The sequence below is a fragment of the Roseovarius conchicola genome, from assembly GCF_041403425.1.
Lineage (GTDB): Bacteria > Pseudomonadota > Alphaproteobacteria > Rhodobacterales > Rhodobacteraceae > Roseovarius > Roseovarius conchicola.
Window position 1 is genome coordinate 172,900 of record NZ_JBGEHK010000002.1, and the last position, 23,172, is coordinate 196,071.

Genomic DNA, 23,172 nt, shown 5'->3' on the forward strand with positions numbered 1-23,172 from the left:
ATAACGGGTCAGGGCCCCGCACAATCGCCTTAAGGAAAAGGGATCGCAAACATGGCTAAAGTCATTGGTATTGACCTCGGAACCACAAACAGCTGCGTCGCCATCATGGATGGTAGCCAGCCTCGCGTCATCGAAAACTCGGAAGGTGCGCGTACCACACCCTCAATCGTCGCCTTCGCCGATGATGAGCGTCTGGTCGGCCAGCCTGCAAAACGTCAGGCCGTCACCAACCCAACCAACACCGTCTTTGGCGTCAAGCGCCTGATTGGCCGCCGCGTGGATGACGCGGATCTGGCCAAGGACAAAAAGAACATGCCGTTCAACGTCATTGATGGCGGCAACGGCGACGCCTGGGTCGAAGCCCGCGGCGAGAAATACAGCCCCAGCCAAATCTCGGCCTTCATCCTCGGTAAGATGAAAGAGACCGCTGAAAGCTATCTGGGCGAAGACGTGACCCAGGCGGTCATCACCGTTCCCGCGTACTTCAACGATGCCCAGCGTCAGGCCACCAAAGACGCCGGCAAAATCGCCGGTCTCGAAGTGCTGCGGATCATCAACGAACCGACAGCCGCTGCTCTGGCCTATGGTCTGGACAAGGAAAACACCCACACCATCGCTGTCTATGACCTTGGCGGCGGTACGTTTGACGTGACCATCCTGGAAATCGACGATGGCCTGTTCGAAGTGAAATCCACCAACGGGGATACGTTCCTTGGCGGTGAAGACTTTGACATGCGCATCGTCAACTACCTCGCTGACGAGTTCAAAAAAGAGAACAGCGTCGACCTGACCAAAGACAAGATGGCTCTGCAGCGTCTGAAAGAAGCCGCTGAGAAAGCCAAGATCGAACTCTCGTCGTCCTCTCAGACTGAAATCAACCAGCCCTTCATCTCGATGGGCTCGGACGGTCAGCCGCTGCACATGGTCATGAAACTGACCCGCGCCAAGCTGGAAAGCTTGGTGGGCGACCTGATCAAAGCGTCGATCAAACCGTGTCAGGCGGCTCTGAAAGATGCGGGCCTGTCGGCCAACGAGATTGACGAGATCGTTCTGGTCGGTGGTATGACCCGGATGCCGAAAGTGGTTGAAGAGGTCACCAAATTCTTCGGCAAGGAACCCCACAAGGGTGTGAACCCCGACGAGGTGGTTGCCATGGGTGCCGCCATCCAGGCCGGCGTTCTGCAGGGCGACGTGAAAGACGTGGTTTTGCTGGACGTGACTCCGCTGTCCCTGGGTATCGAAACCCTGGGCGGTGTGTTCACGCGCCTGATCGACCGCAACACCACGATCCCGACGAACAAATCCCAGATCTTCTCGACCGCCGAAGACAATCAGTCGGCCGTGACGATCCGCGTGTTCCAGGGCGAACGTGAAATGGCCGCCGACAACAAGATCCTTGGTCAGTTCAATCTGGAAGATATCCCGCCTGCCCCGCGCGGTATGCCCCAGATCGAGGTGACGTTCGACATCGATGCCAACGGTATCGTGTCGGTCGAAGCCAAGGACAAGGGCACCGGCAAAGAGCACAAGATCACGATCCAGGCTTCGGGTGGCCTTTCCGACGAGGACATCGAAAAGATGGTCAAGGACGCCGAGGATAATGCCGAGGCCGACAAGGAACGTCGCGAACTGGTGGAAAGCCGGAACCAGGCCGAAAGCCTGATCAACTCGACCGAGAAGTCGATGGAAGAGCATGGCGAGAAAGTCGACCCGACCACCATCGAGGCGATCGAGTTGGCCATTGCAGCCCTGAAAGACGATCTGGAAAAAGAAGACACCACCGCTGACAAGATCAAGGCAGGCATCCAGAACGTCACCGAGGTTGCCATGCGACTGGGCGAGGCGATCTACAAAGCACAAGCCGAAGAGGCCGAAGACGAGCCGGTAGCCGCCGACGAGGCCGCTGCCGGTGACGACGACATCGTCGATGCCGACTTCGAAGATCTCGACGACGACAAACGCGCCTAAGGTGCGTGACGGAACGCAAACAGGCCGGCCCGGGTATCGGGCTGGCCTACGCCGTTCCGACCAAGGAGAGTCCTGATGGCCAAACGTGACTATTACGAAGTTCTTGGGCTGTCCAAAGGCGCGTCGGCGGATGAGATCAAGAAAGCCTATCGCAGTAAGGCAAAAGAACTTCACCCCGATCGCAACAAAGACAACCCAGACGCCGAAACCCAGTTCAAGGAAGCGGGCGAAGCGTATGATGTTCTGAAAGATGCCGACAAGAAGGCAGCCTATGACCGGTTTGGTCATGCAGCCTTTGAAGGTGGCATGGGCAATGGCGGCGGACGCCCCGGTGCAGGCTTTGGCAACCAGGGCGATTTTGCCAGCGCGTTCTCGGACGTGTTCGACGACCTCTTCGGCGACTTCATGGGCGGCGGCGGTGGCCGTGGTGGCGGGCGTCAACGCGCCGCGCGCGGGTCCGACCTGCGCTATAACCTGCGCGTGACGCTGGAAGACGCCTATACCGGCCTGCAAAAAACGATCAACGTACCCACTTCTGTCGGCTGCACATCCTGCGATGGCTCGGGCGCCGAAGGCGGGGCCGAACCTTCGACCTGCCCGACCTGTTCGGGCATGGGCAAGGTCCGCGCGCAACAAGGGTTTTTCACCGTTGAACGCACCTGTCCCACCTGTTCGGGCATGGGTCAGATCATCTCGAACCCCTGTAAAGCCTGCGGTGGACAGGGCCGGGTCGAGAAAGATCGCGCGCTGAGCGTGAACATCCCCGCCGGGGTCGAAACCGGCACTCGCATCCGTCTGGCGGGTGAGGGTGAGGCCGGCATGCGCGGCGGTCCTCCGGGTGATCTTTACATCTTCATTGATGTGGCCGAGCACAAACTGTTCGAGCGCGACGAGAACAACCTGTTTTGCCGCGTGCCCGTGTCGATGACCGCGGCCGCATTAGGTGGCGACATCGAAGTGCCCACCATCGACGGCGGCCGCAGCCGCGTGAAAATCCCCGCCGGAAGCCAGTCAGGCCGCCAGATGCGCCTGCGCGGCAAGGGCATGCCTGCCCTGCGCGGCGGCGGAAGCGGCGATATGTTCATCGAACTGGCCGTGGAAACCCCGGTGAACCTGACATCGAAGCAAAAAGAACTGCTGAAGGAATTCGAGGCCCTGTCCGAGGATAACAATCCCGAAAGCAAAAGCTTTTTCTCGTCTGTCAAAAGCTTTTGGGACAGCATGAAAAGCTGATATGATGCGGGGGCGTAGAGTGCCCCTGCGTTAATCCTCTGCCAATCTTAACCAATCGCTAACCAAGCTCTGCCACTTTGGCGGCATGAGCGCGTCAACCCAATTTGGTGAATTGCCCCTGCCCCTTTTCGACGAGGCGCAGACAACCGAAGCCCTTGTGCCCGGCAAGCAGCCTTCCTACATCCGCGACCATCGCAAACGCCTGCGCGCCCGGTTTCTGGAGGGCGGAGCACAGGCGATGCCTGATTATGAACTTCTTGAACTGGTCCTGTTCCGCGCCATCCCGCGGCGCGACGTCAAACCGCTGGCGCGGGACTTGCTGGATCGGTTCGGTGATTTCAACAGCGTGATTTCGGCCCCCGCCGATCAGCTAACCCAAGTCGGCGGTGTCGGCGAAGCGGTGCTGTGCGAACTGAAAATCGTCGAAGCGACAGCGCACCGGCTGGCCCAGTCCCGCATCCTGCAACGCCCGGTTATTTCATCTTGGGACAGTGTGATCGACTATTGCCACACCACAATGGCGCATCGCGACACAGAACAATTCCGCATTTTTTTCCTTGATCGCAAGAACGTCCTGATCGCCGATGAAGAACAGGCCCGCGGCACGGTCGATCACGTACCGGTTTACCCCCGAGAAGTGGTTAAGCGCGCGCTACAACTGAATGCCAGCGCGTTGATCCTGATCCACAATCACCCGTCGGGCGATCCAACGCCTTCAAACGAAGACATTTCGATGACCCAGAAAGTGCAGGACGCCTGCGCCACGTTGGGCATCACCCTGCATGACCACATCATTGTCGGAAAATCCTGTGAACTCAGCTTTCGCAGCCAAGGCTATCTTTAACGCACCCACACCTCGACCCGACGATTCACCTGGCGGCCCCATTCGCTGTCGTCACAGGCCATCGGCATCGCCTCGCCAAAAGCAATCGCCTCGATGTCAATGCGCGCCAGATTGGCGGTTTCCGCCGCGCGGGTCACCGCAGTTCTGACCGCCTCGGCACGTCGCTTGGCGATTTCAAGGTTACCAGCAGATGGCCCCTGCCCATCGCTGAACCCGACGAAAACCAGTCGGCGGGTATCATATTGTCCCAATTCCATCGAGCGGGCCAATTGCAACACGTTCGAGCGGGACTGCGCGTCCAGACGGACCGACCCGGGTTCAAACCGAAACGTCGTGGTCAGCCGTTTCAGAGGCGCCAGCGTCGCAACCATCTGCTGTAATTGCGGCAAGGTGATATCCTGACCAGCCCGCGCGATCGCGTTGGCGAACCTGTCGCCTTGCGCATTGATCTCGATCTCTTCCGGGGTCTGATCGACAAACCCGGCACGGCGGATCACCAGCTGGGCCGACGGGTCGCGCAGGTAGGTCAGGAATTCACGCACCAGTTTGGGAAAACGTCGTGCGGGCATGTAAAGGAACAGTGGCGCGGTCAGGGGATAATCCTCGGTCTTCACGCTGCGGCGGGTGGCATTCAACTCAAACCCGCAGCCGCCGCGCAGGGCAAGCGGCCAGGTATTGCCCGTATCCGACCGGCTGGTGACACCAACCGCAAAAGGATTCTCGGCAACCGCCGCCAACAGCTCGGGCTCGGTCGCGTGACGCACGGCCCCGGCAACCAAAGGCCGCCCGGTAGGACGCAGCAGTCGATCTTCGGTGGCTTGTCCCAGCCCCGAGGCACTGTCGAGCAGATGCACATCGATAGGAGCATCCGGGCCACCCAAGGCATCCCAGCTATCAATTTCGCCTGACAAAACTTGTGCCAACTGGGGCGTGGTGATGCCCTGGATCGGGTTGGTGGGTGACACCACCGGCACCAGCGCATCCAGCGCCAGAACCCGGCTGCGGCCCTTGTCAGTCAGATCGCCAAGCCCGGCCTCGCGGGCACGGGCGTTTTCATCGGTGTGGACCTCGCGCAGGGACATGACGATATCGGCCTCGTTGGCCAACAGATCGGCAAAGCCCTCATCTGTGTTTGACAGGCGAAAGGTGAATTCACCAATCACCTGCCCGGTGTCTTTTTCGGAAATCGCATAGATAAAACTGCGTTGATCATCAGTTTGCCGGTCCAGATCGTAACCGTTCTTGATCGCAAACGCCTCAAGCAGCCCCGGCATCAACACGCGCCCAATCGTGGGCGCCCCGGCCAGTGTAAGGCGGGCGACATACTGATCAAGATTGGGACAGCCCGGTCCTTCGCAATTCACGCCCGACCCGTCGACAGTCAACTCGCCATAGATGGTATCGACGCGGTAAAACTCGCCGTCAAAACCCAGCAGATTTCCCGAGATCTCGACCGCGCCATCCCGCGACGACAAGGTGACGTCCTGCGCCGTGGCCGCAGACGCAGCGCTAAAAAGGAAAAGTGCGGCGAAGATCGCCGCACGTGTCTTTGTCATAAGATGACCTCTGAACGCCGCGGATTACTTGGCGGCGATTTTCAGGTCATTCAGCAGATTATTCAACACCAGAAAGTCACCAATCGCATTACAATCTGGCATCGCCAGAACCAGATCCTGGGTTTTCAGCGTGCCGTCGGCCCCGGTCTGGATCGATTGTGCCTCGACATCGCGGCCACAATTGGCGGCTGTCACTTCGGCTTCAACGCGCAGGGCGACATCACCGTCACGTTTCATCACGCCGGTCGGGAAGGTGTAGACCTCGGCCACAAGGGCCTCATCCAGATCACTTGCCCCATGGCGCGTAATGAACCCGCCCTGACCAAGCGCTGCGACGGATTGATCGCGAGCGACCTTGGCCGAGACGTGACCCTCAGCGCCGTAATCGGCCCCGAATTCAAGTGCATGAATCTGCATTCCGCCGTTACCACGCCATTGCAGCACGGCACGGTCGTAATAGGCCAGCGACGTCACCTGTGCATTGGCCACCGCACCTTCACCATTGGGGAAGGCCACGATAAAGGTCGCGTTTTCGGACAAGGCCGGAACGACAAGTTCGCTGGCACCGTCTGCATCTGTCACTTCACTGATCATCATGCCGTTGTGGTGCAGCGTGAAACGCTCGTTGGCCATGCAAGGCGCCGACAGTGTCAGGCGCACCATCGCAGCGGCTTCGGACTTGGATGTCAGCGCGTATTCACATGCCAAATCGGGTTCAGCTTCAGCCTCGGCTTCGGGGGTGTCAGTTTGTTCGGCAGGCGTATCATCAAGAGCGGCCTGCACGACAGGTTGCGTCGGCAATTCAGGCACAACGGGCACGTCGGACGTGGCCGGGGCCGCCGAGGTCAACGTCACATCGCCCAGATCAACAGATTGATCTGCGGGCTTCTGTATATCCTTCGTCATCGCCTCTGGCGCGGGTTGCGCGGAACCGCCAGTCACACCGGCGGTGACAACAGCAGTTTGCGGGGCTGAGGGGGCTTGGCCGCTTTGCATAAAGTAGCCAATGCCAAGCGCGCACATCAATGTCCCACCAGCGGTAATCAAGCGTTTTTTCTGCATATTCTCGATCTCCACACCTTTTTAGGTATGGAAGCCGTAACCGAGAAATCAGGCCGTGTTGTGACCCCAACAAGGTGTCATTCAGGCGCAGATGTGTCGGAGAAACCGGTCAGGCAAGCCGCCCGTGGCAGTGTTTGAACTTCTTGCCGGACCCGCAAGGACAGGTTTCGTTGCGCCCGGGATTGCCCCACGTGGTCGGGTCATTTTCATCAAACCCTTCCTTGGCGTTCTCGGGATTGCCAACAGGTGCCGGGTCAGCCGCCGCCTGCATCGCGGCCCGTTGGTCCTGCATTTGTTGCACCATGGCCTGCTGTTCTTCTTCGGTCATGGGTCGGATTTGGGCCAGCTTCTGGGTCACTTCCTGACGCAGACTGTCCAGCATGGTTTCAAACAGCTGAAACGCTTCGTTCTTGTATTCGTTCAACGGATCGCGTTGCGCATATCCCCGGAAACCCACCACGCTGCGCAGATGTTCCAGCGTCAACAGATGCTCGCGCCATTTGCCATCGATGGTTTGAAGCAGAACCTGTTTCTCGATCAGGCGCATGTTTTCCGCACCAAACATCTCGGTCTTTTCAGCCATCATCGCATTGGCCGCCTCTTCCAGACGCTCGATCACATGTTCGTCGTCAACGCCCTCTTCATTAGCCCACTCGATCACAGGTACATCGAGGTTCAGTTGCTCTACGACGGCGTCGTGCAAACCTTGAGTATCCCATTGATCTGCATATGTTTTTGGCGGCATGTAGGTGTCGATCATATCATCAATAACCTCACCGCGCATGTCCTGAATGATCTCGGACAAATCCGCAGCTTTCATGATATCCAGACGCTGTTTGAAGATCACCTTCCGCTGATCATTCATCACGTCATCGAATTTCAGAAGTTGCTTACGAATGTCAAAGTTGCGCCCCTCGACCTTGGCCTGGGCACGTTCCAGCGACTTGTTCACCCATGGATGGATGATCGCCTCTCCTTCTTTCATGCCCAGCGTGGACAGCACTTTTTCCAGTCGCTCTGACCCAAAAATGCGCATCAGATCGTCATCGAGGCTGAGGAAGAACGCCGAGCGCCCCGGATCCCCCTGACGGCCCGACCGGCCGCGCAGCTGATTGTCGATACGGCGGCTTTCATGGCGTTCGGTGGCCAGAACGAACAAACCGCCCGCGTCTTTCACGGCCTGCTCGCCAGTGGCATGTTCCGACTCGATCCGCTGACGAATTTCTTCCGGGTCAGCGTCGGGATTGGCCTCAATCGCCTCCATGATGGCGAAATCGACATTACCACCCAGTTTGATATCGGTCCCGCGCCCGGCCATGTTGGTGGCGATAGTCACCGCGCCCAATTTACCGGCATCGGCAACGATCTGCGCCTCTTTCTCGTGCTGGCGCGCATTCAGAACGTTATGTTTGATCTTCGCATTGGTCAGCATCTGGCTGAGCATCTCGGATTTCTCAATCGAAGTGGTGCCAACCAAGACCGGCTGTTTCTTTTCGTGTGCTTCTTCAATCGACTCGATCACCGCTTTGAATTTCTCTTCAGCGGTGCGGAAAACGGCATCGTCCTCATCCACCCGCGCGATGGGGCGGTTGGTGGGTACTTCGACAACGCCCAGACCGTAAATCTCGCGGAATTCCTCGGCCTCGGTGGCCGCCGTACCGGTCATGCCCGCCAGCTTGTCATACAGACGGAAATAGTTCTGGAACGTTACCTGCGCCAATGTCACGTTCTCGGGACGAATGTCACAGCCTTCCTTGGCTTCAATCGCCTGATGTAGCCCCTCGGACAGACGCCGCCCGGCCATCATCCGACCGGTGAATTCATCGATCAACATCACCTCGCCGTCGCGGACAATGTAATCCTTGTCACGGGCAAACAGCTTGTGCGCACGCAGGCCTTGGTTGACGTGGTGCACAATCGTGGTACTTTCGGGATCGTAAAGTGATTGACCCTCGTCCAGCAGCCCGTTCGAGATCAGCAGGTTTTCGAGAAACTCGTTACCTTCATCGGTGAAGGTGACATTGCGGTTCTTTTCATCCAGCGTGAAATGCTCGTCCGTCAGTTCCGGGATCAGCTTGTCGATAGCGATATAGAGATCGCTGCGATCCTGCGCCGGACCGGAAATGATCAGCGGCGTCCGTGCCTCATCGATCAGGATCGAATCGACCTCGTCGACGATGGCAAAGAAATGGCCGCGCTGACTGACCTCGGTCAGTTCGGACTTCATGTTGTCGCGCAGGTAATCAAATCCAAGTTCGTTATTGGTGGCATAGGTGATGTCAGCCGCATAAGCGGTCTTTTTCTCATCATCCGGCTGCTGCGGGTACACCACGCCAGTGGTCAGGCCCAAGGCGGAATAGACATTACCCATCCATTCACTGTCGCGGCGGGCGAGATAGTCGTTGACCGTCACGATATGCACCGCACCGCCAGTCAGCGCGTTGAGGTAGGCCGGGAAGGTGGCGACAAGGGTCTTACCCTCGCCCGTCTTCATTTCAGCGATATTACCTTCGTGCAGGAAAATCCCACCCATCAACTGCATGTCAAAGGCCCGCAGGCCCAAGGCACGGCGCGCCGCCTCGCGGCAATTGGCAAAGGCTTCGGGCAGAAGGGACGCCAGGTTTTCACCACCAGACACGCGGGCACGAAACTCAGCCGTTTTCTCGATCAGGCCTTCGTCCGAAAGCGCTTCAAACTCAGGTTCCAGTGCGTTGATCTTTTCGACCAGAGGGCGCGTCGCCTTGATCTTGCGGTCATTTGGAGTGCCAAAAATCTTTCTGGCAACTGTTCCCATACCCAGCATTTGTGTTCCGTTCCGGTGTTTCGCTTTATCGTGAAAGGCTATTGCTTGCCCCGCCTGTCACCGCACCCTAAAACATGTGCAACGTGGCGTCCTTGCCTTGATCTTAAGGCGATGTAAGGGGCCGCTGTAACAGTGTCAACGTTGCGCGCCCCTGCGGTGCTTCACATGTGCTCCTAAAGGAACCAATTATGCCTCTCATGCCTCGCCGTCTTTTGACCCTGCCAGCCATTGCGCTTGCCGCAACGCTGCCTTTTGCCACGATGGCCCATGCGCAGGATGCCGTTTCGGCCGATACGGTCGTGGCCAGTGTGAACGGCAAGGACATCACCGTTGGTCACATGATCGCGCTGCGCGAGGGCCTGCCACCGCATTACAGTCAGCTTCCGCCGGATCAACTGTTCAAAGGTATCCTTGATCAACTGGTGCAGCAGGCCCTGCTGGCAGAGACGCTGAAGGATGATCTGCCATCGCGTGCACAGTTGTTAATCGAAAATGAGACACGCTCCATTATGGCGGGTGCAGCGTTCCAACGGTTGCAACCCAATGCTGCCAGTGAGGAAGATATCCAGGCCGCTTACGACGCCAAATACAATCCGGATACGCCCGTCACTGAGTACCGGGCCGCCCACATCCTGGTGGAAACCGAGGATGAGGCCAAGGATCTGATCTCGAAACTGGACGATGGCGCCGATTTTGCCGTGCTGGCCCGTGAGTTTTCGACAGGCCCGTCGGGGCCCAGCGGCGGCAGCCTGGGCTGGTTCGGTCCCGGCACGATGGTGGAACCGTTTTTCGATGCGGTTCTGGCTTTGGAAGCGGGCGAAGTATCGCCCCCCGTCGAGACACAATTCGGCTGGCACGTCATCACGTTGCAAGAGACCCGCTCAAAAGACCTCCCGAAGCTGGAGGATGTTCGGTCGCAATTGGAAGAAGAAATTTTCCAACAAGCGTTTGAAGATATGATGAAAAAGCTTGAGGCACAAAGTGACGTTGTGCGGCCTGATCTTTCCGGCATTGAGCCTGATATCATAAGCAATTCCGACCTTCTGGAGCAATGACATGGGGCAGGTGACCGACAAGTCTCCACTGGCCCCCGCAGGTTTTCCTGAACTGCCGGTGATTGGCGGGGTCCGCTTTGCCACCGCCAGCGCCGAGGTCAAATACGAGGGCCGCACCGATGTGATGCTGGCCCATCTGGCCCCCGGTACCGCGATTGCAGGGGCGTTTACCCAGTCCTCAACCCGCTCGGCTGCGGTGCTGGATTGTCAGGACAAGATCACCAACCACAGCGATCAGGGCGCAGCCATCATCGTCAACTCGGGCAATGCCAACGCCTTCACCGGGCGCAATGGCCGCAAGTCGGTCACGGCCATCACCAAGGCCGTCGCCGATACCCTGTCCGTGCCCGAGACCCGGGTGTTTTCATCGTCCACTGGTGTGATTGGCGAACCTCTGCCGCATGACCGGATCAACGCCAAACTGACCGAGCTTTCACAGGGGCTGGATGAAACGGCGATCGAGGCAGCAGCACACGCCATCATGACCACCGACACCTTTGCCAAGGGGGCCGGAACAACCGTCACGATCGACGGCCAACAGGTCAGGATTGCGGGCATCGCCAAAGGCTCGGGCATGATCGCACCGGATATGGCCACCATGCTGGTCTATATCTTCACCGATGCCATGGTGGACCAGCCAGCGCTGCAAACGGTCGTTACGGCACTGAACCGCGCGACGTTCAACTGCATCACTGTCGATAGCGATACGTCCACATCCGATACCTTGTTGGTCGCCGCGACAGGGGCCTCGGGTGTTCGGGTGACGGAAGACAGCGTCGGCTTCATGGAAGGGTTGCGGCAGGTGATGCTGGACCTTGCCCACCAGGTGGTACGCGACGGCGAGGGCGCGACCAAGTTTATTGAGGTTTCAGTCACGGGCGCCTCCAGCGACGCCGACGCCCGCACCCATGCATTATCTGTCGCCAACTCACCATTGGTGAAGACGGCGATTGCGGGCGAAGACGCGAATTGGGGTCGCGTGGTCATGGCTATTGGCAAATCAGGCGCGCCGGCAGACCGTGATACTTTGTCGATCCGGTTTGGTGACATTCTTGTGGCGGAAAATGGCTGGGTGAACCCGGATTACGACGAGGCCGAGGCCTCAGCTTATATGAAAAATCAAGAGCTTACGATCCAGGTCGATCTGGGTCTTGGCGGGGGTACCGCGCGGGTGTGGACCTGCGACCTGACCCATGGCTACATCCAGATCAACGCGGATTACAGATCTTGAAGACGATTCTGGTTTCTGCTGTCGCACTGATCGACGTCGATGGGCGCATCCTGCTGACCCAGCGCCCCGAGGGCAAATCGATGGCTGGTCTGTGGGAGTTTCCCGGCGGAAAGATCGAGCCAGGCGAGACACCTGAACACGCCTTGATCCGCGAGTTACACGAAGAACTGGATATCGACACCTGGGCCAGCTGCTTGGCCCCGCTGACATTCGCCAGCCACAGCTATGATGATTTTCACCTTCTGATGCCGCTCTTTGCCTGCCGAAAATGGGAGGGTACCCCGCGAGGGAAAGAGGGGCAAAACCTGAAATGGGTGCGTGCCCGGGATCTGCGCGACTATCCAATGCCAGCCGCAGACATCCCCTTGATCCCGATCCTGCGCGACTGGCTGTGATGCGGAAAGTTCTCTTTTTCACCGCATAGCTGAAATAAAGTTACTCGCTCATCCCTCGAATCGGTTACTGTTAACCAATCGTGATCAATGGCTGCCACCAGATCATGCATATCAAACGTGTCAACTGGGGAGAGGGCACATGCTCAGAACAATTCGGCTTGGAAAGTATATTTCCGTTCAGGGGATTTGCGTACGCACGCTGCCCAACGGCAAGATGGAAGTGCGGGTTGGGGATCGCATTTTCTCGGGGGTGCCGGTCAGCAGGGCAGCTTGACTGAAGGGTAAACGAAAAACGGCGGCCAGTCTGTGAAGGACCTGGCCGCCGTTTTTTGTTTATCGCATCTGAAGATCAGTCCAGCTGACGTTCGATCTCTTCCCGCTCGAAAATCTCGATCACATCATTGGCGCGAATGTCATCATAGTTCTCAAACGCCATCCCGCATTCCTGACCGGATTGCACTTCGGGAACTTCATCCTTGAAGCGTTTCAACGTCTTGAGCGTGCCCTCATGGATCACGACATCATCGCGCAGCAGGCGCACACCTGCCGAACGGCGCGCGACCCCTTCGGTCACCAGACAACCGGCAACCTTGCCAACACCGGTGACCTTGAAGACCTCTTTGATCGTCGCATAGCCGATAAAGTTCTCGCGAATCTCGGCACCCAGAAGGCCCGAAGCCGCCGCTTTGACATCGTCCACAAGATCATAGATCACCGAATAATACCGAATCTCGACGCCCTTCTGATTGGCTGAATTGCGCGCAGGCGCGTTGGCCCGGACGTTGAAGCCAATCACAGGCGCACCTGACGCTTCGGCCAGGCCGATATCGGATTCTGTGATCGCGCCGACGCCCGAATGCAGCATGCGCACGCGCACCTCTTCGTTGCCGATTTTCTCCATCGCCTGAACGATGGCCTCGGCGCTGCCTTGCACGTCGGCTTTCACGAGAATCGGCAATTCCTTGACGTTCTCGTTCTCTTTTGCCTGAGCCAGCAGTTGCTCAAGTGATGTCCCGGCACCCGCCGCCGCGCGGCGTTCCTTCGCCGCTTTTTCGCGATATTCCGCGATCTCGCGGGCCTGCGCGTCGGTCTCAACCACGTTCAGAACATCACCCGCTTCGGGCGTACCGTTCAGACCCAGAACCTCGACAGGGACCGACGGGCCCGCTTCTTTAACACGCTCACCACGGTCGTTGATCAGCGCACGGACCTTACCGTACTGCTCACCCACAACGAAGATATCGCCCTGTTTCAGCGTGCCTTTTTGCACCAGAACGGTGGCAACCGGGCCACGGCCCACATCCAGCTGTGCCTCGATCACGGCACCTTCGGCGGCGCGTTCGGGGTTGGCTTTCAGTTCCAGAATCTCGGCCTGAAGCGCGATGGCTTCCAGCAACTCATCAAGACCCTGACCTGTGATCGCCGACACCTCGACATCCTGCACATCGCCGGACATCTTCTCGACGATAACTTCGTGCTGCAACAAGTCAGTGCGCACTTTGTCAGGATTGGCCTCGGGCTTGTCGATCTTGTTGATCGCCACGATCATCGGCACTTCGGCGGCCTTGGCGTGGTTAATCGCCTCGATTGTTTGCGGCATCACGGCATCGTCGGCGGCCACAACCAGAACCACGATATCCGTCACCTGCGCCCCGCGGGAGCGCATCGACGTAAACGCGGCGTGACCGGGCGTATCAAGGAAGCTCAGAACCGAACCGCCCTCGGTGGTCACCTGGTAAGCGCCGATATGTTGCGTGATCCCACCGGCTTCACCGGCCACAACCTTGGCATCGCGGATCGCATCCAGAAGCGAGGTTTTGCCGTGGTCAACGTGGCCCATGATGGTGATGACTGGCGGACGCGGTTTGAGGTCGTCATCAGAATCATCAACCGTATCGATCACGTCTTCGACGTCAGCATCCGAAACGCGGACAACATTGTGGCCAAATTCTTCGATGATCAGCTCGGCTGTGTCGGCATCAATGGTCTGGTTTTGAGTGACCATCATGTCATTGTTCATCAGTGTCTTGATCACGTCAGCCACACGTTCAGCCATACGGTTGGCCAACTCGGACACAACGATGGTTTCCGGCAGCTGCACGTCACGGATAACCTTTTCACGCTCTTGCGTCCCGCCCATCGCCTTTTGGCGTGCACGTTCCTGTTTCCGCTTCATCGCGGCCATCGATTTCTGACGGCCACCTTCGCCACCAGACAAGGCCTGGTTCAGCGTCAGCTTGCCCGAGCGGCGACCATCATGCTGGCCTTTGCCACGACCGCGCTGATCGCGATCCTTGGATGGTTCTTGCTTGCGTGGGGCCGGGGCCTGGCGTGCAGGCGCAGCGCGACTGGCGGCAGGCTCTTCAGGTACTGCGGCGGCAGCAGCTGCTGCTTGCTTGGCCGCATCTTCGGCCTCGCGGCGCTTGCGATCTTCTTCGTCAGCCTTGGCTTTTGCCTTCTCAGCGCGCTCTTTTTCCTCAGCCTCTTTGGCTTCGGCTTCGGCGCGGCGACGCATACGATCCGCCTCGCGTTCTTTCTCTTCGGCCTCGCGCTTGGCGGCGTCGTCGGCCTCGCGTGCTTTTGCGGCCTGAAGCGCCTTCAAACGGCGCTCGTGCTCGGCATCGGAAATGCCTGCAGGCCGTTTGCCCGGATCGCCCGCCGTCTTGGGTTTACCCGCAGCGCCGGGTGCCGCGCCCGGCTTGGGCACAACAACGCGCTTACGCTTGGTTTCCACCACGACGTTCTTGGTCCGGCCATGGCTGAAGCTTTGCTTCACGTTCCCCGCACGGGGACCGCCACGCACACCCAAAGTTTTCTTTCCGTCGTTGTCGCTCATCTATCTCAACTTCCTTTCCGGCGGGTCTTTTCGCCGTCCGAGACGCGCAGGCCTTTCAGCCTTGCCGCCTCCTCTACAACACGTTGGGACAAACCGCCAGCACCCAGTGCCGCGTGAATTGTGGTTTGTCGCCCAAAGGCCCGGCCCAGCTCGTCCGCTGTGAGCCAGCCTATGAATGAGCCGCGGTGAGGCGTGCTCAGTTTGGATTTACCGCGTTCTGATCCGTCACTTGCCTGAATCAGTACCGTCGCTTCCTCTTTGCTCAGCCAGTCCTTGACCTTTTCGTATCCGGCAACCGCGTGGCCGCCTTTGCGCGCCAGGCTGATCAGGTCCACGACCCGCCGCGCCAGCATGGTTTCGATCAGGTCAGACAGGCCCTCGGGCAATGTCACCGGTTGGCGCGCTGCCCGGGCAAACAGACCCTTGCTTGCGGCCGTATCAATGGCGGCGCGATCCGCCGAAATCCAGACCCCGCGGCCCGGCAGTTTTTCGGCAATATCGGGCACCATCTGCGCATCCGGGCCGACCACAAAGCGGATCAGCCCAAATTTCGGCTGTACCTCACCCGTGGCAATGCACTTGCGTTCAGGACCGTTTTCCCGGTCTTTGGATTGCCCAGCGCGACCCATCAGGAACCTCAGAGGCCTGAAGAATCAGGCCTCGACCTCCTGCTCGTCTTCACCGGCCTCGGTCTCTTCTTCGGCCGTTTCCAGATCGGCGGGATCAACCCAGCCCAGCATGATACGTGCGGTCATCACAAGATCCTGTGCCTCTTCCAAAGACACATCAAAGGGTTCCAGCAGACCGTCATCCTTGACGCGCTCTCCATCCACGGTGGTCCAGCCGCCCGCCAGTTCCCAATCGGCGCAGGTGGCGAAGTCTTCCAGCGTTTTCACGCCATCTTCGGCCAATGCCTGTACCATTTGGGGTGTCAGGCCTTCAAAATCAATGAGGCTGTCCTCGGCGCCCAGCTCGCGGGCTTTTTCGAGCGCCTCTTTTGCTTTCGCCTCAAGCACATCGCGGGCACGGGCCTGCAGTTCCTGGGCGGTGTCGTCATCAACACCGTCGATGACCAGCAGTTCGTCGATTTCGACATAGGCGACTTCTTCAAGGTTGGTGAACCCTTCCGAGACCAGAAGCTGGGCAAAGAACTCGTCCAGATCGAGGGCGGCCATGAACAGGTTGGTGCGCTCTTCGAATTCCTTCTGGCGGCGTTCCGAATCTTCGGCCTCGGTCATGATGTCGATATCAAGGTTGGTCAGCTGGCTGGCCAAACGCACGTTCTGACCACGACGGCCAATGGCAAGGCTCAGCTGCTCCTCGGGCACAACCACTTCGATCCGCTCAGCCTCTTCGTCCAGAACCACCTTGCTCACCTCGGCAGGTTGCAGGGCGTTCACAAGGAAGGTCGGCTGATCTTCGTTCCACGGGATGATGTCGATTTTTTCACCCTGCAACTCGTTCACGACGGCCTGCACGCGGCTGCCGCGCATACCAACGCAGGCCCCGACAGGGTCAATCGAATTGTCGTAAGAAATCACGGCGATCTTAGCACGACTGCCGGGATCACGGGCCACTGCCTTGATCTCGATGATGCCATCGTAAATCTCGGGCACTTCCATCTTGAACAGTTCTGCCATGAATTCCGGCGCGGTGCGGCTGAGGAAAATCTGCGGGCCGCGGGCCTCGCGGCGCACATCCTTGATGTAGCAGCGGATACGATCATTCGGGCGATAGCTTTCGCGACCGATCTTTTCGTTCCGGCGCAGCATTGCCTCGCCACGGCCCACATCGACAATGACGTTGCCATATTCCTCGCGCTTAACCACACCGTTGATAATGGTCCCGGCACGATCCTGGAATTCCTCGAACTGGCGATCCCGTTCGGCTTCGCGCACCTTTTGCAGAATCACCTGCTTGGCCGACTGGGCGGCGATCCGGCCCATTTCGACCGGGGGCACTTCTTCGACAAAGGTGTCGCCGACTTTGGGATCGTCCAGGTATTGCTTGGCCTGCTCGACGGTGAATTCGGCCTGATAATTCTCCAGCTCTTCGTCCTCAACCACGGTACGCACGCGGGTGAAGGTGGCTTTGCCGGTCTTGCGGTCGATGGCCACGCGAATGTCCATTTCCGAGCCGTAGCGGCTTTTCGCAGCCCGGGCGAGGCTTTCTTCCATCGCCTCGACCACCAACGCGGGGTCGATCATCTTTTCGCGGGCCACGGCCTCGGCGGTTTGCAGCAGCTCAAGCTGGTTGGCTGATGTGATTGCCATGGGTCAGTCCTCCTCGGAACCGGTTTCGGTTTCTATCTCGTCAAAATTGTCTTCATTCAAAGCGCCTGCATCCTTGCGCGCCTTCAGCATGTCCTTGATCAGCTCGTCGGTCAGAACCAGCTTGGCCTCGGCCAGCCAATCGATTTGCAGACCAATCGTGCCCTCGGCCACGTTGATCAGAACTTCATCGCCCTCGATCCCGGCCAGCTGGCCCTTGAACCGCTTGCGCCCGTCGATCAGCTCGGCTGTTTCCAGCTTGGCCTCATAGCCCTCGAACATCTCGAAATCCTTGAGACGGGTCAGCGGCCGGTCGATCCCGGGGCTGGAGACCTCAAGGTTATAGGCCTCAACAATCGGGTCCTCGACATCCAGAACGGCGCTGACCGCGGTGCTGATCGCGGCGCAATCATCCACCTCGATGCCACCTTCGGGCTTGTCGGCCATGATCTGCAGGGTCGCCGTTTCGCCCCCCATCAGGCGCAGACGCACCAGTTCATACCCCATGTCCTCGATGACAGGGGTGATGATCTCGGCCATCCGGCGGTCAATCGCAGCTTTGGCAATCAGGTCGTTTGACATCGTATCCAAGCACAAAAAAACGGGCGCGCGGCCCGTTGGAATTTCCGGTGGAGCCTTCGGTTTGGACCCGAACGCGCCGCTGTTATGGGTCATATAGAGAGGGTGGGGTGAGTCTGCAAGGCCTCAAATCTTGCCATCTCAAATTGACAAAGTGGTCGCCGGATTAGCTAAGTAACCTATCCAAGTCCAAGACCAAAGGAATTTGCATGGCCCCGAAACCAGAAGCCGTTCACAACTTAATCAAGAACCATATCGCAGCGTGGTGCGCCAAATCCGCGAATGACGTCGCCGCCTCCTACATGTCTGATGCAGTCTTCAGCATTAATCGTGGGGATGCGATGGTCGGCCATCAGGACATCGCGGATATGGTGAACGGCTTTTGCGACGAGTTCCCGGACGTTGTGCTGACACTCGATCACAGCTTTGTTGCAGGTGATCATGCCGTCTATGTCTGGACCTTCACAGGGACGCATGCTGAATCGGGCAAGGTCGTGAAATTCCAGGGTTGGGAGGAATGGGAACTGACGGATGCGCCCAAGGTCAAATCATCTCTTGGTTGGTATGACGCCGACGATTACGAACGCCAACTCGCTTGACGTCTAGTCCAGACCCGCCAATTGCGCCGAGGCCCGCCGCGTGAGCACCATGCGGCGAATAAAGGCCATGATAAAGATCATCGTCATGATCAGGACGATGGTCGGCGCCGGGGCGCTGTCGATAAAGAAGCTGGCATAGGTGCCCAGCAGCATGGACGACATACAGACCAGAACCGACACCCATAGCATCGTGCTAAACTTGCGCACGATCAGGAAGGCAATCGCCCCCGGCGCGATCAGCAATCCGATGGCCAGGATCAGGCCCACAGCCGCCAGCGTGGCGACGATGGTCAGCGACAAGGCGGCCAGCAATCCGTAATGCAGCCACCCCACCGGCAACCCGGCGGCCTGCGCCTGTGCCGGGTCAAAGCTGTGCAGCAGCAGGTCTTTCCATTTCAGGATTAGGATCGCCGCCACGCCGAGGGAAATCAGACCGGCGGTCCAAAGCTCATCCGTTTCAACGCCCAGCATGTTGCCGAACAGGATGTGATCAAGATGCATATTGGTGTCGATCGACACGTAGAGAACAATGCCGATGCCAAACATGCCCGAGAACACAACGCCCATCACCGTGTCCTGTTTCACCCGGCTGTTGCCCGCCAGATAGCCGGTGGCCAATGCACAGGTCATCCCCGCCGCAAACGCCCCGATGATCAACGGCAAACCGAGAATGTAAGCTAGCACGATGCCGGGCAGCACCGCATGGCTGACCGCGTCCCCCATCAGGGCCCAGCCTTTCATGACCAGAAAGCAAGACAGCAGCGCGGTGGGCACCGCCACGATGATCGAGATCAGAAAGGCGTTCTGCATGAAGGCGAACTGAAAGGGCAGAAGCCAGTCCATCACGCGGCCTCCAACGGGTGGCGTGTCATTGCCTCACGCGTCCGGCGTTTGGAGGCCAAGAGCCCGTGCTTGGGAGCAAAGACGAACGCAATCAAGAAGATCAGCGTTTGCAGAGTCACGATGATCCCGCCCGTCGCTCCATCCAGAAAATAGCTGATATACGCGCCAAAAAAGCTGGTCAGCGATCCGATCAGAACCGAGGTCAGGATCAGTCGCGGAAACCTATCACATAGTAGGTAAGCGGTGGCACCCGGAGTCACGACCATGGCGATGACCAGAAACGCACCGACGGTTTGCATCGCGGCCACGACCGAGGCGGACAGCAGGATAAAGAACACGGTCTTCAAAAGATCAGGCCGCAATCCAATGGTCCGCGCATGGCTTTCATCGAAAAACGTCACCATCAGGTCGCGCCATTTGAACAGTAGCACGCCCAGCGTGACAAAACCGATGATGGCCAATTGCAACGTGTCCTCAGGCGTGATCGCCAGGATATTACCCATGGTGATCGTCTGGATCGAAATCGCGATGGGATTGATCGACACCATGAACAGACCCAGCCCAAAGAACGACGTGAAGATCAGCCCGATGATCACATCCACCTTCAGCCCCGAGCGTTCCGACAGAAACAGCATCGCCCCGGCCGCCAACCCGCCCGCGATAAATGCGCCCAGCGCAAAGGGCAGGCCCAACATGTAAGCTCCGGCCACACCCGGAACCACCGAATGAGACAGCGCATCGCCGATCAGGGACCAGCCCTTCAACATCAGGTACGCCGAGAGAAATGCGCAGACCCCGCCAACAAGTGCCGACACCCACATGGCGTTGGTCATGTAGTTATAGGCGAACGGTTCAAGCAGGGTGCTCATTCATCATCGCCTTTGGTGGTCTGGGTCTTTTCGTCATATTGCACGAACGGACGCTCATCATCCGTCAGGATGGTCACTTCGCGGGTATCGCCGTCTTCGTGCAGCGCATCGCCGCCCAGCGTGAAGCGGCGCAAGACCCCGCCAAAGGCCTGTTCCAGATTATCGCGGGTGAACACTGTTTCGGTCGGGCCATAGCCCAGCACCGTGCCTTTGACCAAGATCGTCCGATCACAAAATTCAGGAACCGAGCCAAGGTTGTGGGTGGACACCAGCATCACCCGCCCTTCTTCCTTTAGCTCGCGCAGCAGGGCGATGATCTGTTCCTCGGTTTTCACATCGACGCCGGTAAAGGGCTCGTCCAACAGGATCACCTGACCGTCCTGCGCCAACGCGCGGGCCAAGAAAACGCGCTTGCGCTGACCGCCCGACAGCTCACCAATCTGGCGCTTGCGGAACTCTTGCATGTTCACGCGTTCCAGCGCCTGATCGACGGCTTCATGATCAGCAGCACGGGGTCGACGCAGGAACCCCATATGTCCATAGCGGCCCATCATCACGACGTCTTCGACCAGCACGGGAAAAGCCCAATCAACCTCTTCCGCCTGCGGAACGTAAGCCACCAGATTGTTGCGAAGGGCGTCTTTGACCTTGCGGTCCAGAATGCGGATATTGCCGCTGGCTGACGGCACGAAACCCATAATCGCCTTGAATAGGGTCGATTTGCCCGCCCCGTTGACCCCGACCAATGCCGTGACCGTGCCGCGCGGGATTTCAAAGCTGGCGTTCCACAACGCGGTGTGCCCATTGCGATAGGTGACCGTGACGTCCCGCGCCTCGATCCCCAGGGGCGTCTTTGCTAGTCCGGCTTCGGGCGCTGTCAGATCGCTGGTATCAAGCATGGCACATCTCGCTTTTCATCGTCGGCCTTAAATGGCGATACCCTCGCAGCCAATGGATGCGAGGGGTCGTTGGTACGGGTATCACACCCGCGATTTAGTTCGTGGCGGCAGTCAGTCCATCGGCCACGGTCTGGGACGTCACTGTCAGCAGGTCCAGATAAGTAGGTACTGGCCCATCCGCTTCGCTGAGTGAATCGACGTAAAGTTCACCGCCATAGGAAGCGCCGGTTTCGCGGGCGACCTGTTTCGCAGGCGCGGTATTGACGGTGCTTTCGCAGAACACCACGGGAATGCTGTTGTCGCGCACCCCGTCAATCACCGCACGCACCTGTTGCGGCGTGCCGTTTTGGTCAGCGTTCATCGGCCAGAGATACAGCTCTTTCATCCCGAAATCCCGCGCCAGATAGCTGAACGCGCCTTCGCAGGTCACCAGCCAGCGGCGATCGGCAGGAATATCCGCTACGGCGGCGCGCAGGGGTTCAATCGTCTCGCGCAGCCGTTCCTTATAGGCCTCGGCATTGGCCATATAGACTTCGGCATTTTCAGCGTCCTGCGCAGACATGGCCGCGGCAATGTTGTCGATATAGATGATCGCGTTGTCCAGACCCATCCAGGCATGGGGGTTTGGCTTTCCCTCGTAAGACCCAGAGCCGATGCTGATCGGATCGATCCCGTCCGTCAGCGTGGCCGAGGGGATATCGTCCATGTTGGACAGAAACTGTTCGAACCACAGCTCAAGGTTCATCCCGTTCCACAGGATCAGATCGGCATCAGACGCGCGCACGATATCCTGCGGCGTGGGCTGATAGCCATGGATTTCCGCGCCCGGCTTGGTGATAGACACCACGTCGGCGGCATCGCCCGCCACGTTCTGCGCCATGTCGGCCAGCACGGTGAAGGTGGTGACAACTTTCATCCGATCCTCGGCAAACGCCGGGGCCGAGGCCAGTGCAACAGTACAGCCAATTGCAAAAGACGTCAGACGTAAATCGGGCATGAACCTCTCCATCAAAGGGTTACTGAAATCGTTCTGCGAACCATTCGCAACTTTACCTGATGTAAATGAGAGTCATTCGCAACATGTCAAGTCAAAATGAGAATAAGTCGCAATAATAATGTGCTTTGACAGGTCGAATCGAAACAACACAGCTCAATTGCGGGCGAGCTTGTCCATGATCCGCACCAACTCGGCGCTAATCCCCGGCTCGGATAGCGCGTGACCGGCCACCGGGATCATCCGCAAATCGGCATTTCCCCAAGCCTGCGCTAGGGAATAGGCCCCCTGTGGCGGACAAATCATGTCATAGCGACCTTGCACAATGGTACCGGGTACAGTGTCAAGCCGGTCAATATGCTTCAGGATATGGCCATCCTCGTTCAGAAAACCGCCATGGGTGAAGTAATGGTTTTCAAGCCGGGCAAAGGCGTGCGCATAATTCGGCGGGCTTTCCCCGCCGCGCCCGCTGGACGTGACCGTGGCCAGCGCATTTTCCCAGCTGGACCATGCCTTGGCATAGCGCGTCTCATCCGCCTTATCGCCGGAAAACAGCCGCCGGTGATAGGCACCGATCATGTCGCCGCGTTCATCCTCGGGGATCAGATCCTGAAACCGCGCCCATGTTTCGGGCCAGAACCGCGCAGCACCACCGCCATAGAACCAGTCCAGCTCGGCCTGGGTCATCAGGAACACACCGCGCAACACAAGATGGCGCGCGCGGTCCGGATGCGTCTGCCCATAGATCAACGCAAGCGTCGCGCCCCAGCTGCCGCCAAAGACGATCCAGTTATCGATGCCGAATCGCTCTCTGATCCGCTCGATGTCGGCAACCAGATGCCACGTCGTATTATTCTCGACCGACGCATGGGGTTTTGAGCGTCCACAGCCCCGCTGATCGAACAGGACGATTCGGTAGACTGAGGGATCAAAATAGCGCCGCATCGCCGGGCTACACCCTCCACCGGGCCCGCCATGCAGCACAACCACCGGAATCCCGTCAACGCGGCCCGATTGTTCCACATAAATCGTGTGCCCATCGCCCACATCCAGCATTTGCCGGTCGAAAGGTTCGATCGGGGGGTATAGATACTGAAGTGCCGATTTTTGGTCCGCGATTTTATCCATGACCGTCC

At 58.6% G+C, this 23,172-nt stretch carries 20 protein-coding genes; 8 read left to right on the top strand and 12 right to left on the bottom strand.

From position 1 onward, the window contains the following. The first annotated feature begins 51 nt into the window (after positions 1 to 51). From dnaK to radC, 3 genes are all read left to right on the top strand, one after another. A complete protein-coding gene (dnaK, locus tag V6N02_RS06725) occupies positions 52 to 1,968 on the top strand; it encodes a molecular chaperone DnaK (RefSeq protein ID WP_371224754.1) in 1,917 nt (638 codons plus the stop codon). Positions 1,969 to 2,043: 75 nt separating this feature from the next. Further along, complete coding sequence (dnaJ, locus tag V6N02_RS06730) at positions 2,044 to 3,201, top strand: molecular chaperone DnaJ (RefSeq protein ID WP_371224755.1); 1,158 nt, start codon at positions 2,044 to 2,046, stop codon at positions 3,199 to 3,201. 85 nt (positions 3,202 to 3,286) lie between these two features. Next, complete coding sequence (radC, locus tag V6N02_RS06735) at positions 3,287 to 4,045, top strand: RadC family protein (protein WP_371224756.1); 759 nt, start codon at positions 3,287 to 3,289, stop codon at positions 4,043 to 4,045. Here radC and V6N02_RS06740 read toward each other — a convergent pair. From V6N02_RS06740 to secA, 3 genes are all read right to left on the bottom strand, one after another. Further along, on the bottom strand, positions 4,042 to 5,601 hold the full coding sequence (locus V6N02_RS06740) for a substrate-binding domain-containing protein (protein ID WP_371224757.1): 1,560 nt from the start codon (positions 5,599 to 5,601) through the stop codon (positions 4,042 to 4,044). The two genes, radC and V6N02_RS06740, sit on opposite strands and share 4 nt — an antisense overlap. A gap of 24 nt (positions 5,602 to 5,625) precedes the next feature. Next, a complete protein-coding gene (locus V6N02_RS06745; protein WP_371224758.1) occupies positions 5,626 to 6,663 on the bottom strand; it encodes a hypothetical protein in 1,038 nt (345 codons plus the stop codon). A gap of 109 nt (positions 6,664 to 6,772) precedes the next feature. Then, positions 6,773 to 9,466: a preprotein translocase subunit SecA gene (gene secA / locus V6N02_RS06750; RefSeq protein WP_371224759.1), complete on the bottom strand. Its 2,694-nt coding sequence runs from the start codon at positions 9,464 to 9,466 to the stop codon at positions 6,773 to 6,775. A gap of 188 nt (positions 9,467 to 9,654) precedes the next feature. Here secA and V6N02_RS06755 point away from each other — a divergent pair, with 188 nt between their 5' ends. The 4 genes from V6N02_RS06755 to V6N02_RS06770 all read left to right on the top strand — a co-directional run bounded on the left by V6N02_RS06755 (position 9,655) and on the right by V6N02_RS06770 (position 12,421). Further along, complete coding sequence (locus V6N02_RS06755; protein WP_371224760.1) at positions 9,655 to 10,521, top strand: peptidylprolyl isomerase; 867 nt, start codon at positions 9,655 to 9,657, stop codon at positions 10,519 to 10,521. 1 nt (position 10,522) lies between these two features. Beyond that, complete coding sequence (gene argJ / locus V6N02_RS06760; RefSeq protein ID WP_371224761.1) at positions 10,523 to 11,752, top strand: bifunctional glutamate N-acetyltransferase/amino-acid acetyltransferase ArgJ; 1,230 nt, start codon at positions 10,523 to 10,525, stop codon at positions 11,750 to 11,752. Next, complete coding sequence (gene mutT / locus V6N02_RS06765) at positions 11,749 to 12,147, top strand: 8-oxo-dGTP diphosphatase MutT (RefSeq protein ID WP_371224762.1); 399 nt, start codon at positions 11,749 to 11,751, stop codon at positions 12,145 to 12,147. Before argJ ends, mutT begins: the two co-directional genes overlap by 4 nt. 139 nt (positions 12,148 to 12,286) lie before the next feature. After that, positions 12,287 to 12,421 carry a hypothetical protein gene (locus V6N02_RS06770; RefSeq protein ID WP_371224763.1) on the top strand — a complete coding sequence of 45 codons (135 nt, stop codon included), beginning with the start codon at positions 12,287 to 12,289 and terminating at the stop codon, positions 12,419 to 12,421. A gap of 75 nt (positions 12,422 to 12,496) precedes the next feature. Here V6N02_RS06770 and infB read toward each other — a convergent pair whose 3' ends face one another. The 4 genes from infB to rimP are packed head-to-tail and all read right to left on the bottom strand — an operon-like array spanning position 12,497 to position 17,835. Then, positions 12,497 to 14,983 (bottom strand): translation initiation factor IF-2, encoded by a 2,487-nt coding sequence (gene infB / locus V6N02_RS06775; RefSeq protein ID WP_371224764.1) that lies wholly within the window; start codon positions 14,981 to 14,983, stop codon positions 12,497 to 12,499. A 5-nt stretch (positions 14,984 to 14,988) separates the two neighbouring features. Then, the gene (locus V6N02_RS06780; protein WP_371224765.1) at positions 14,989 to 15,612 is read right to left on the bottom strand and encodes an RNA-binding protein; all 624 of its coding nucleotides are present in this window, start codon (positions 15,610 to 15,612) and stop codon (positions 14,989 to 14,991) included. A gap of 24 nt (positions 15,613 to 15,636) precedes the next feature. Then, the gene (gene nusA, locus V6N02_RS06785) at positions 15,637 to 17,256 is read right to left on the bottom strand and encodes a transcription termination factor NusA (protein WP_371224766.1); all 1,620 of its coding nucleotides are present in this window, start codon (positions 17,254 to 17,256) and stop codon (positions 15,637 to 15,639) included. A 3-nt stretch (positions 17,257 to 17,259) separates the two neighbouring features. After that, complete coding sequence (gene rimP / locus V6N02_RS06790) at positions 17,260 to 17,835, bottom strand: ribosome maturation factor RimP (RefSeq protein ID WP_371224767.1); 576 nt, start codon at positions 17,833 to 17,835, stop codon at positions 17,260 to 17,262. A 206-nt stretch (positions 17,836 to 18,041) separates the two neighbouring features. Here rimP and V6N02_RS06795 point away from each other — a divergent pair, with 206 nt between their 5' ends. Further along, positions 18,042 to 18,431 carry a nuclear transport factor 2 family protein gene (locus V6N02_RS06795; protein WP_371224768.1) on the top strand — a complete coding sequence of 130 codons (390 nt, stop codon included), beginning with the start codon at positions 18,042 to 18,044 and terminating at the stop codon, positions 18,429 to 18,431. 3 nt (positions 18,432 to 18,434) lie between these two features. On the opposite strand, the gene V6N02_RS06800 is transcribed toward V6N02_RS06795, so the two are convergent. The 5 genes from V6N02_RS06800 to pip all read right to left on the bottom strand — a co-directional run bounded on the left by V6N02_RS06800 (position 18,435) and on the right by pip (position 23,164). After that, complete coding sequence (locus tag V6N02_RS06800; RefSeq protein WP_371224769.1) at positions 18,435 to 19,274, bottom strand: metal ABC transporter permease; 840 nt, start codon at positions 19,272 to 19,274, stop codon at positions 18,435 to 18,437. Then, positions 19,274 to 20,143 carry a metal ABC transporter permease gene (locus tag V6N02_RS06805; RefSeq protein ID WP_371224770.1) on the bottom strand — a complete coding sequence of 290 codons (870 nt, stop codon included), beginning with the start codon at positions 20,141 to 20,143 and terminating at the stop codon, positions 19,274 to 19,276. The genes V6N02_RS06800 and V6N02_RS06805 overlap by 1 nt, the downstream gene beginning before the upstream one ends. Next, positions 20,140 to 21,042, bottom strand: coding sequence for a manganese/iron ABC transporter ATP-binding protein (locus V6N02_RS06810; RefSeq protein ID WP_371224771.1), 903 nt, complete (start codon positions 21,040 to 21,042; stop codon positions 20,140 to 20,142). The genes V6N02_RS06805 and V6N02_RS06810 overlap by 4 nt, the downstream gene beginning before the upstream one ends. 94 nt (positions 21,043 to 21,136) lie before the next feature. Then, entirely contained in the window at positions 21,137 to 22,039 is a 903-nt protein-coding gene (locus V6N02_RS06815) for a metal ABC transporter substrate-binding protein (RefSeq protein WP_371224772.1), read from the bottom strand. A gap of 153 nt (positions 22,040 to 22,192) precedes the next feature. Beyond that, positions 22,193 to 23,164 (bottom strand): prolyl aminopeptidase, encoded by a 972-nt coding sequence (gene pip, locus V6N02_RS06820; protein WP_371224773.1) that lies wholly within the window; start codon positions 23,162 to 23,164, stop codon positions 22,193 to 22,195. Positions 23,165 to 23,172 lie beyond the last annotated feature (8 nt).

Coding starts and splice junctions, on each gene's coding strand:
- dnaK (WP_371224754.1), top strand. CDS start 52: ATGGCTAAAGTCATTGGTATTGACCTCGGAACCACAAACAGCTGCGTC.
- dnaJ (WP_371224755.1), top strand. CDS start 2,044: ATGGCCAAACGTGACTATTACGAAGTTCTTGGGCTGTCCAAAGGCGCG.
- radC (WP_371224756.1), top strand. CDS start 3,287: ATGAGCGCGTCAACCCAATTTGGTGAATTGCCCCTGCCCCTTTTCGAC.
- V6N02_RS06740 (WP_371224757.1), bottom strand. CDS start 5,601: ATGACAAAGACACGTGCGGCGATCTTCGCCGCACTTTTCCTTTTTAGC.
- V6N02_RS06745 (WP_371224758.1), bottom strand. CDS start 6,663: ATGCAGAAAAAACGCTTGATTACCGCTGGTGGGACATTGATGTGCGCG.
- secA (WP_371224759.1), bottom strand. CDS start 9,466: ATGCTGGGTATGGGAACAGTTGCCAGAAAGATTTTTGGCACTCCAAAT.
- V6N02_RS06755 (WP_371224760.1), top strand. CDS start 9,655: ATGCCTCTCATGCCTCGCCGTCTTTTGACCCTGCCAGCCATTGCGCTT.
- argJ (WP_371224761.1), top strand. CDS start 10,523: ATGGGGCAGGTGACCGACAAGTCTCCACTGGCCCCCGCAGGTTTTCCT.
- V6N02_RS06770 (WP_371224763.1), top strand. CDS start 12,287: ATGCTCAGAACAATTCGGCTTGGAAAGTATATTTCCGTTCAGGGGATT.
- infB (WP_371224764.1), bottom strand. CDS start 14,983: ATGAGCGACAACGACGGAAAGAAAACTTTGGGTGTGCGTGGCGGTCCC.
- V6N02_RS06780 (WP_371224765.1), bottom strand. CDS start 15,612: ATGGGTCGCGCTGGGCAATCCAAAGACCGGGAAAACGGTCCTGAACGC.
- nusA (WP_371224766.1), bottom strand. CDS start 17,256: ATGGCAATCACATCAGCCAACCAGCTTGAGCTGCTGCAAACCGCCGAG.
- rimP (WP_371224767.1), bottom strand. CDS start 17,835: ATGTCAAACGACCTGATTGCCAAAGCTGCGATTGACCGCCGGATGGCC.
- V6N02_RS06795 (WP_371224768.1), top strand. CDS start 18,042: ATGGCCCCGAAACCAGAAGCCGTTCACAACTTAATCAAGAACCATATC.
- V6N02_RS06800 (WP_371224769.1), bottom strand. CDS start 19,274: ATGGACTGGCTTCTGCCCTTTCAGTTCGCCTTCATGCAGAACGCCTTT.
- V6N02_RS06805 (WP_371224770.1), bottom strand. CDS start 20,143: ATGAGCACCCTGCTTGAACCGTTCGCCTATAACTACATGACCAACGCC.
- V6N02_RS06810 (WP_371224771.1), bottom strand. CDS start 21,042: ATGCTTGATACCAGCGATCTGACAGCGCCCGAAGCCGGACTAGCAAAG.
- V6N02_RS06815 (WP_371224772.1), bottom strand. CDS start 22,039: ATGCCCGATTTACGTCTGACGTCTTTTGCAATTGGCTGTACTGTTGCA.
- pip (WP_371224773.1), bottom strand. CDS start 23,164: ATGGATAAAATCGCGGACCAAAAATCGGCACTTCAGTATCTATACCCC.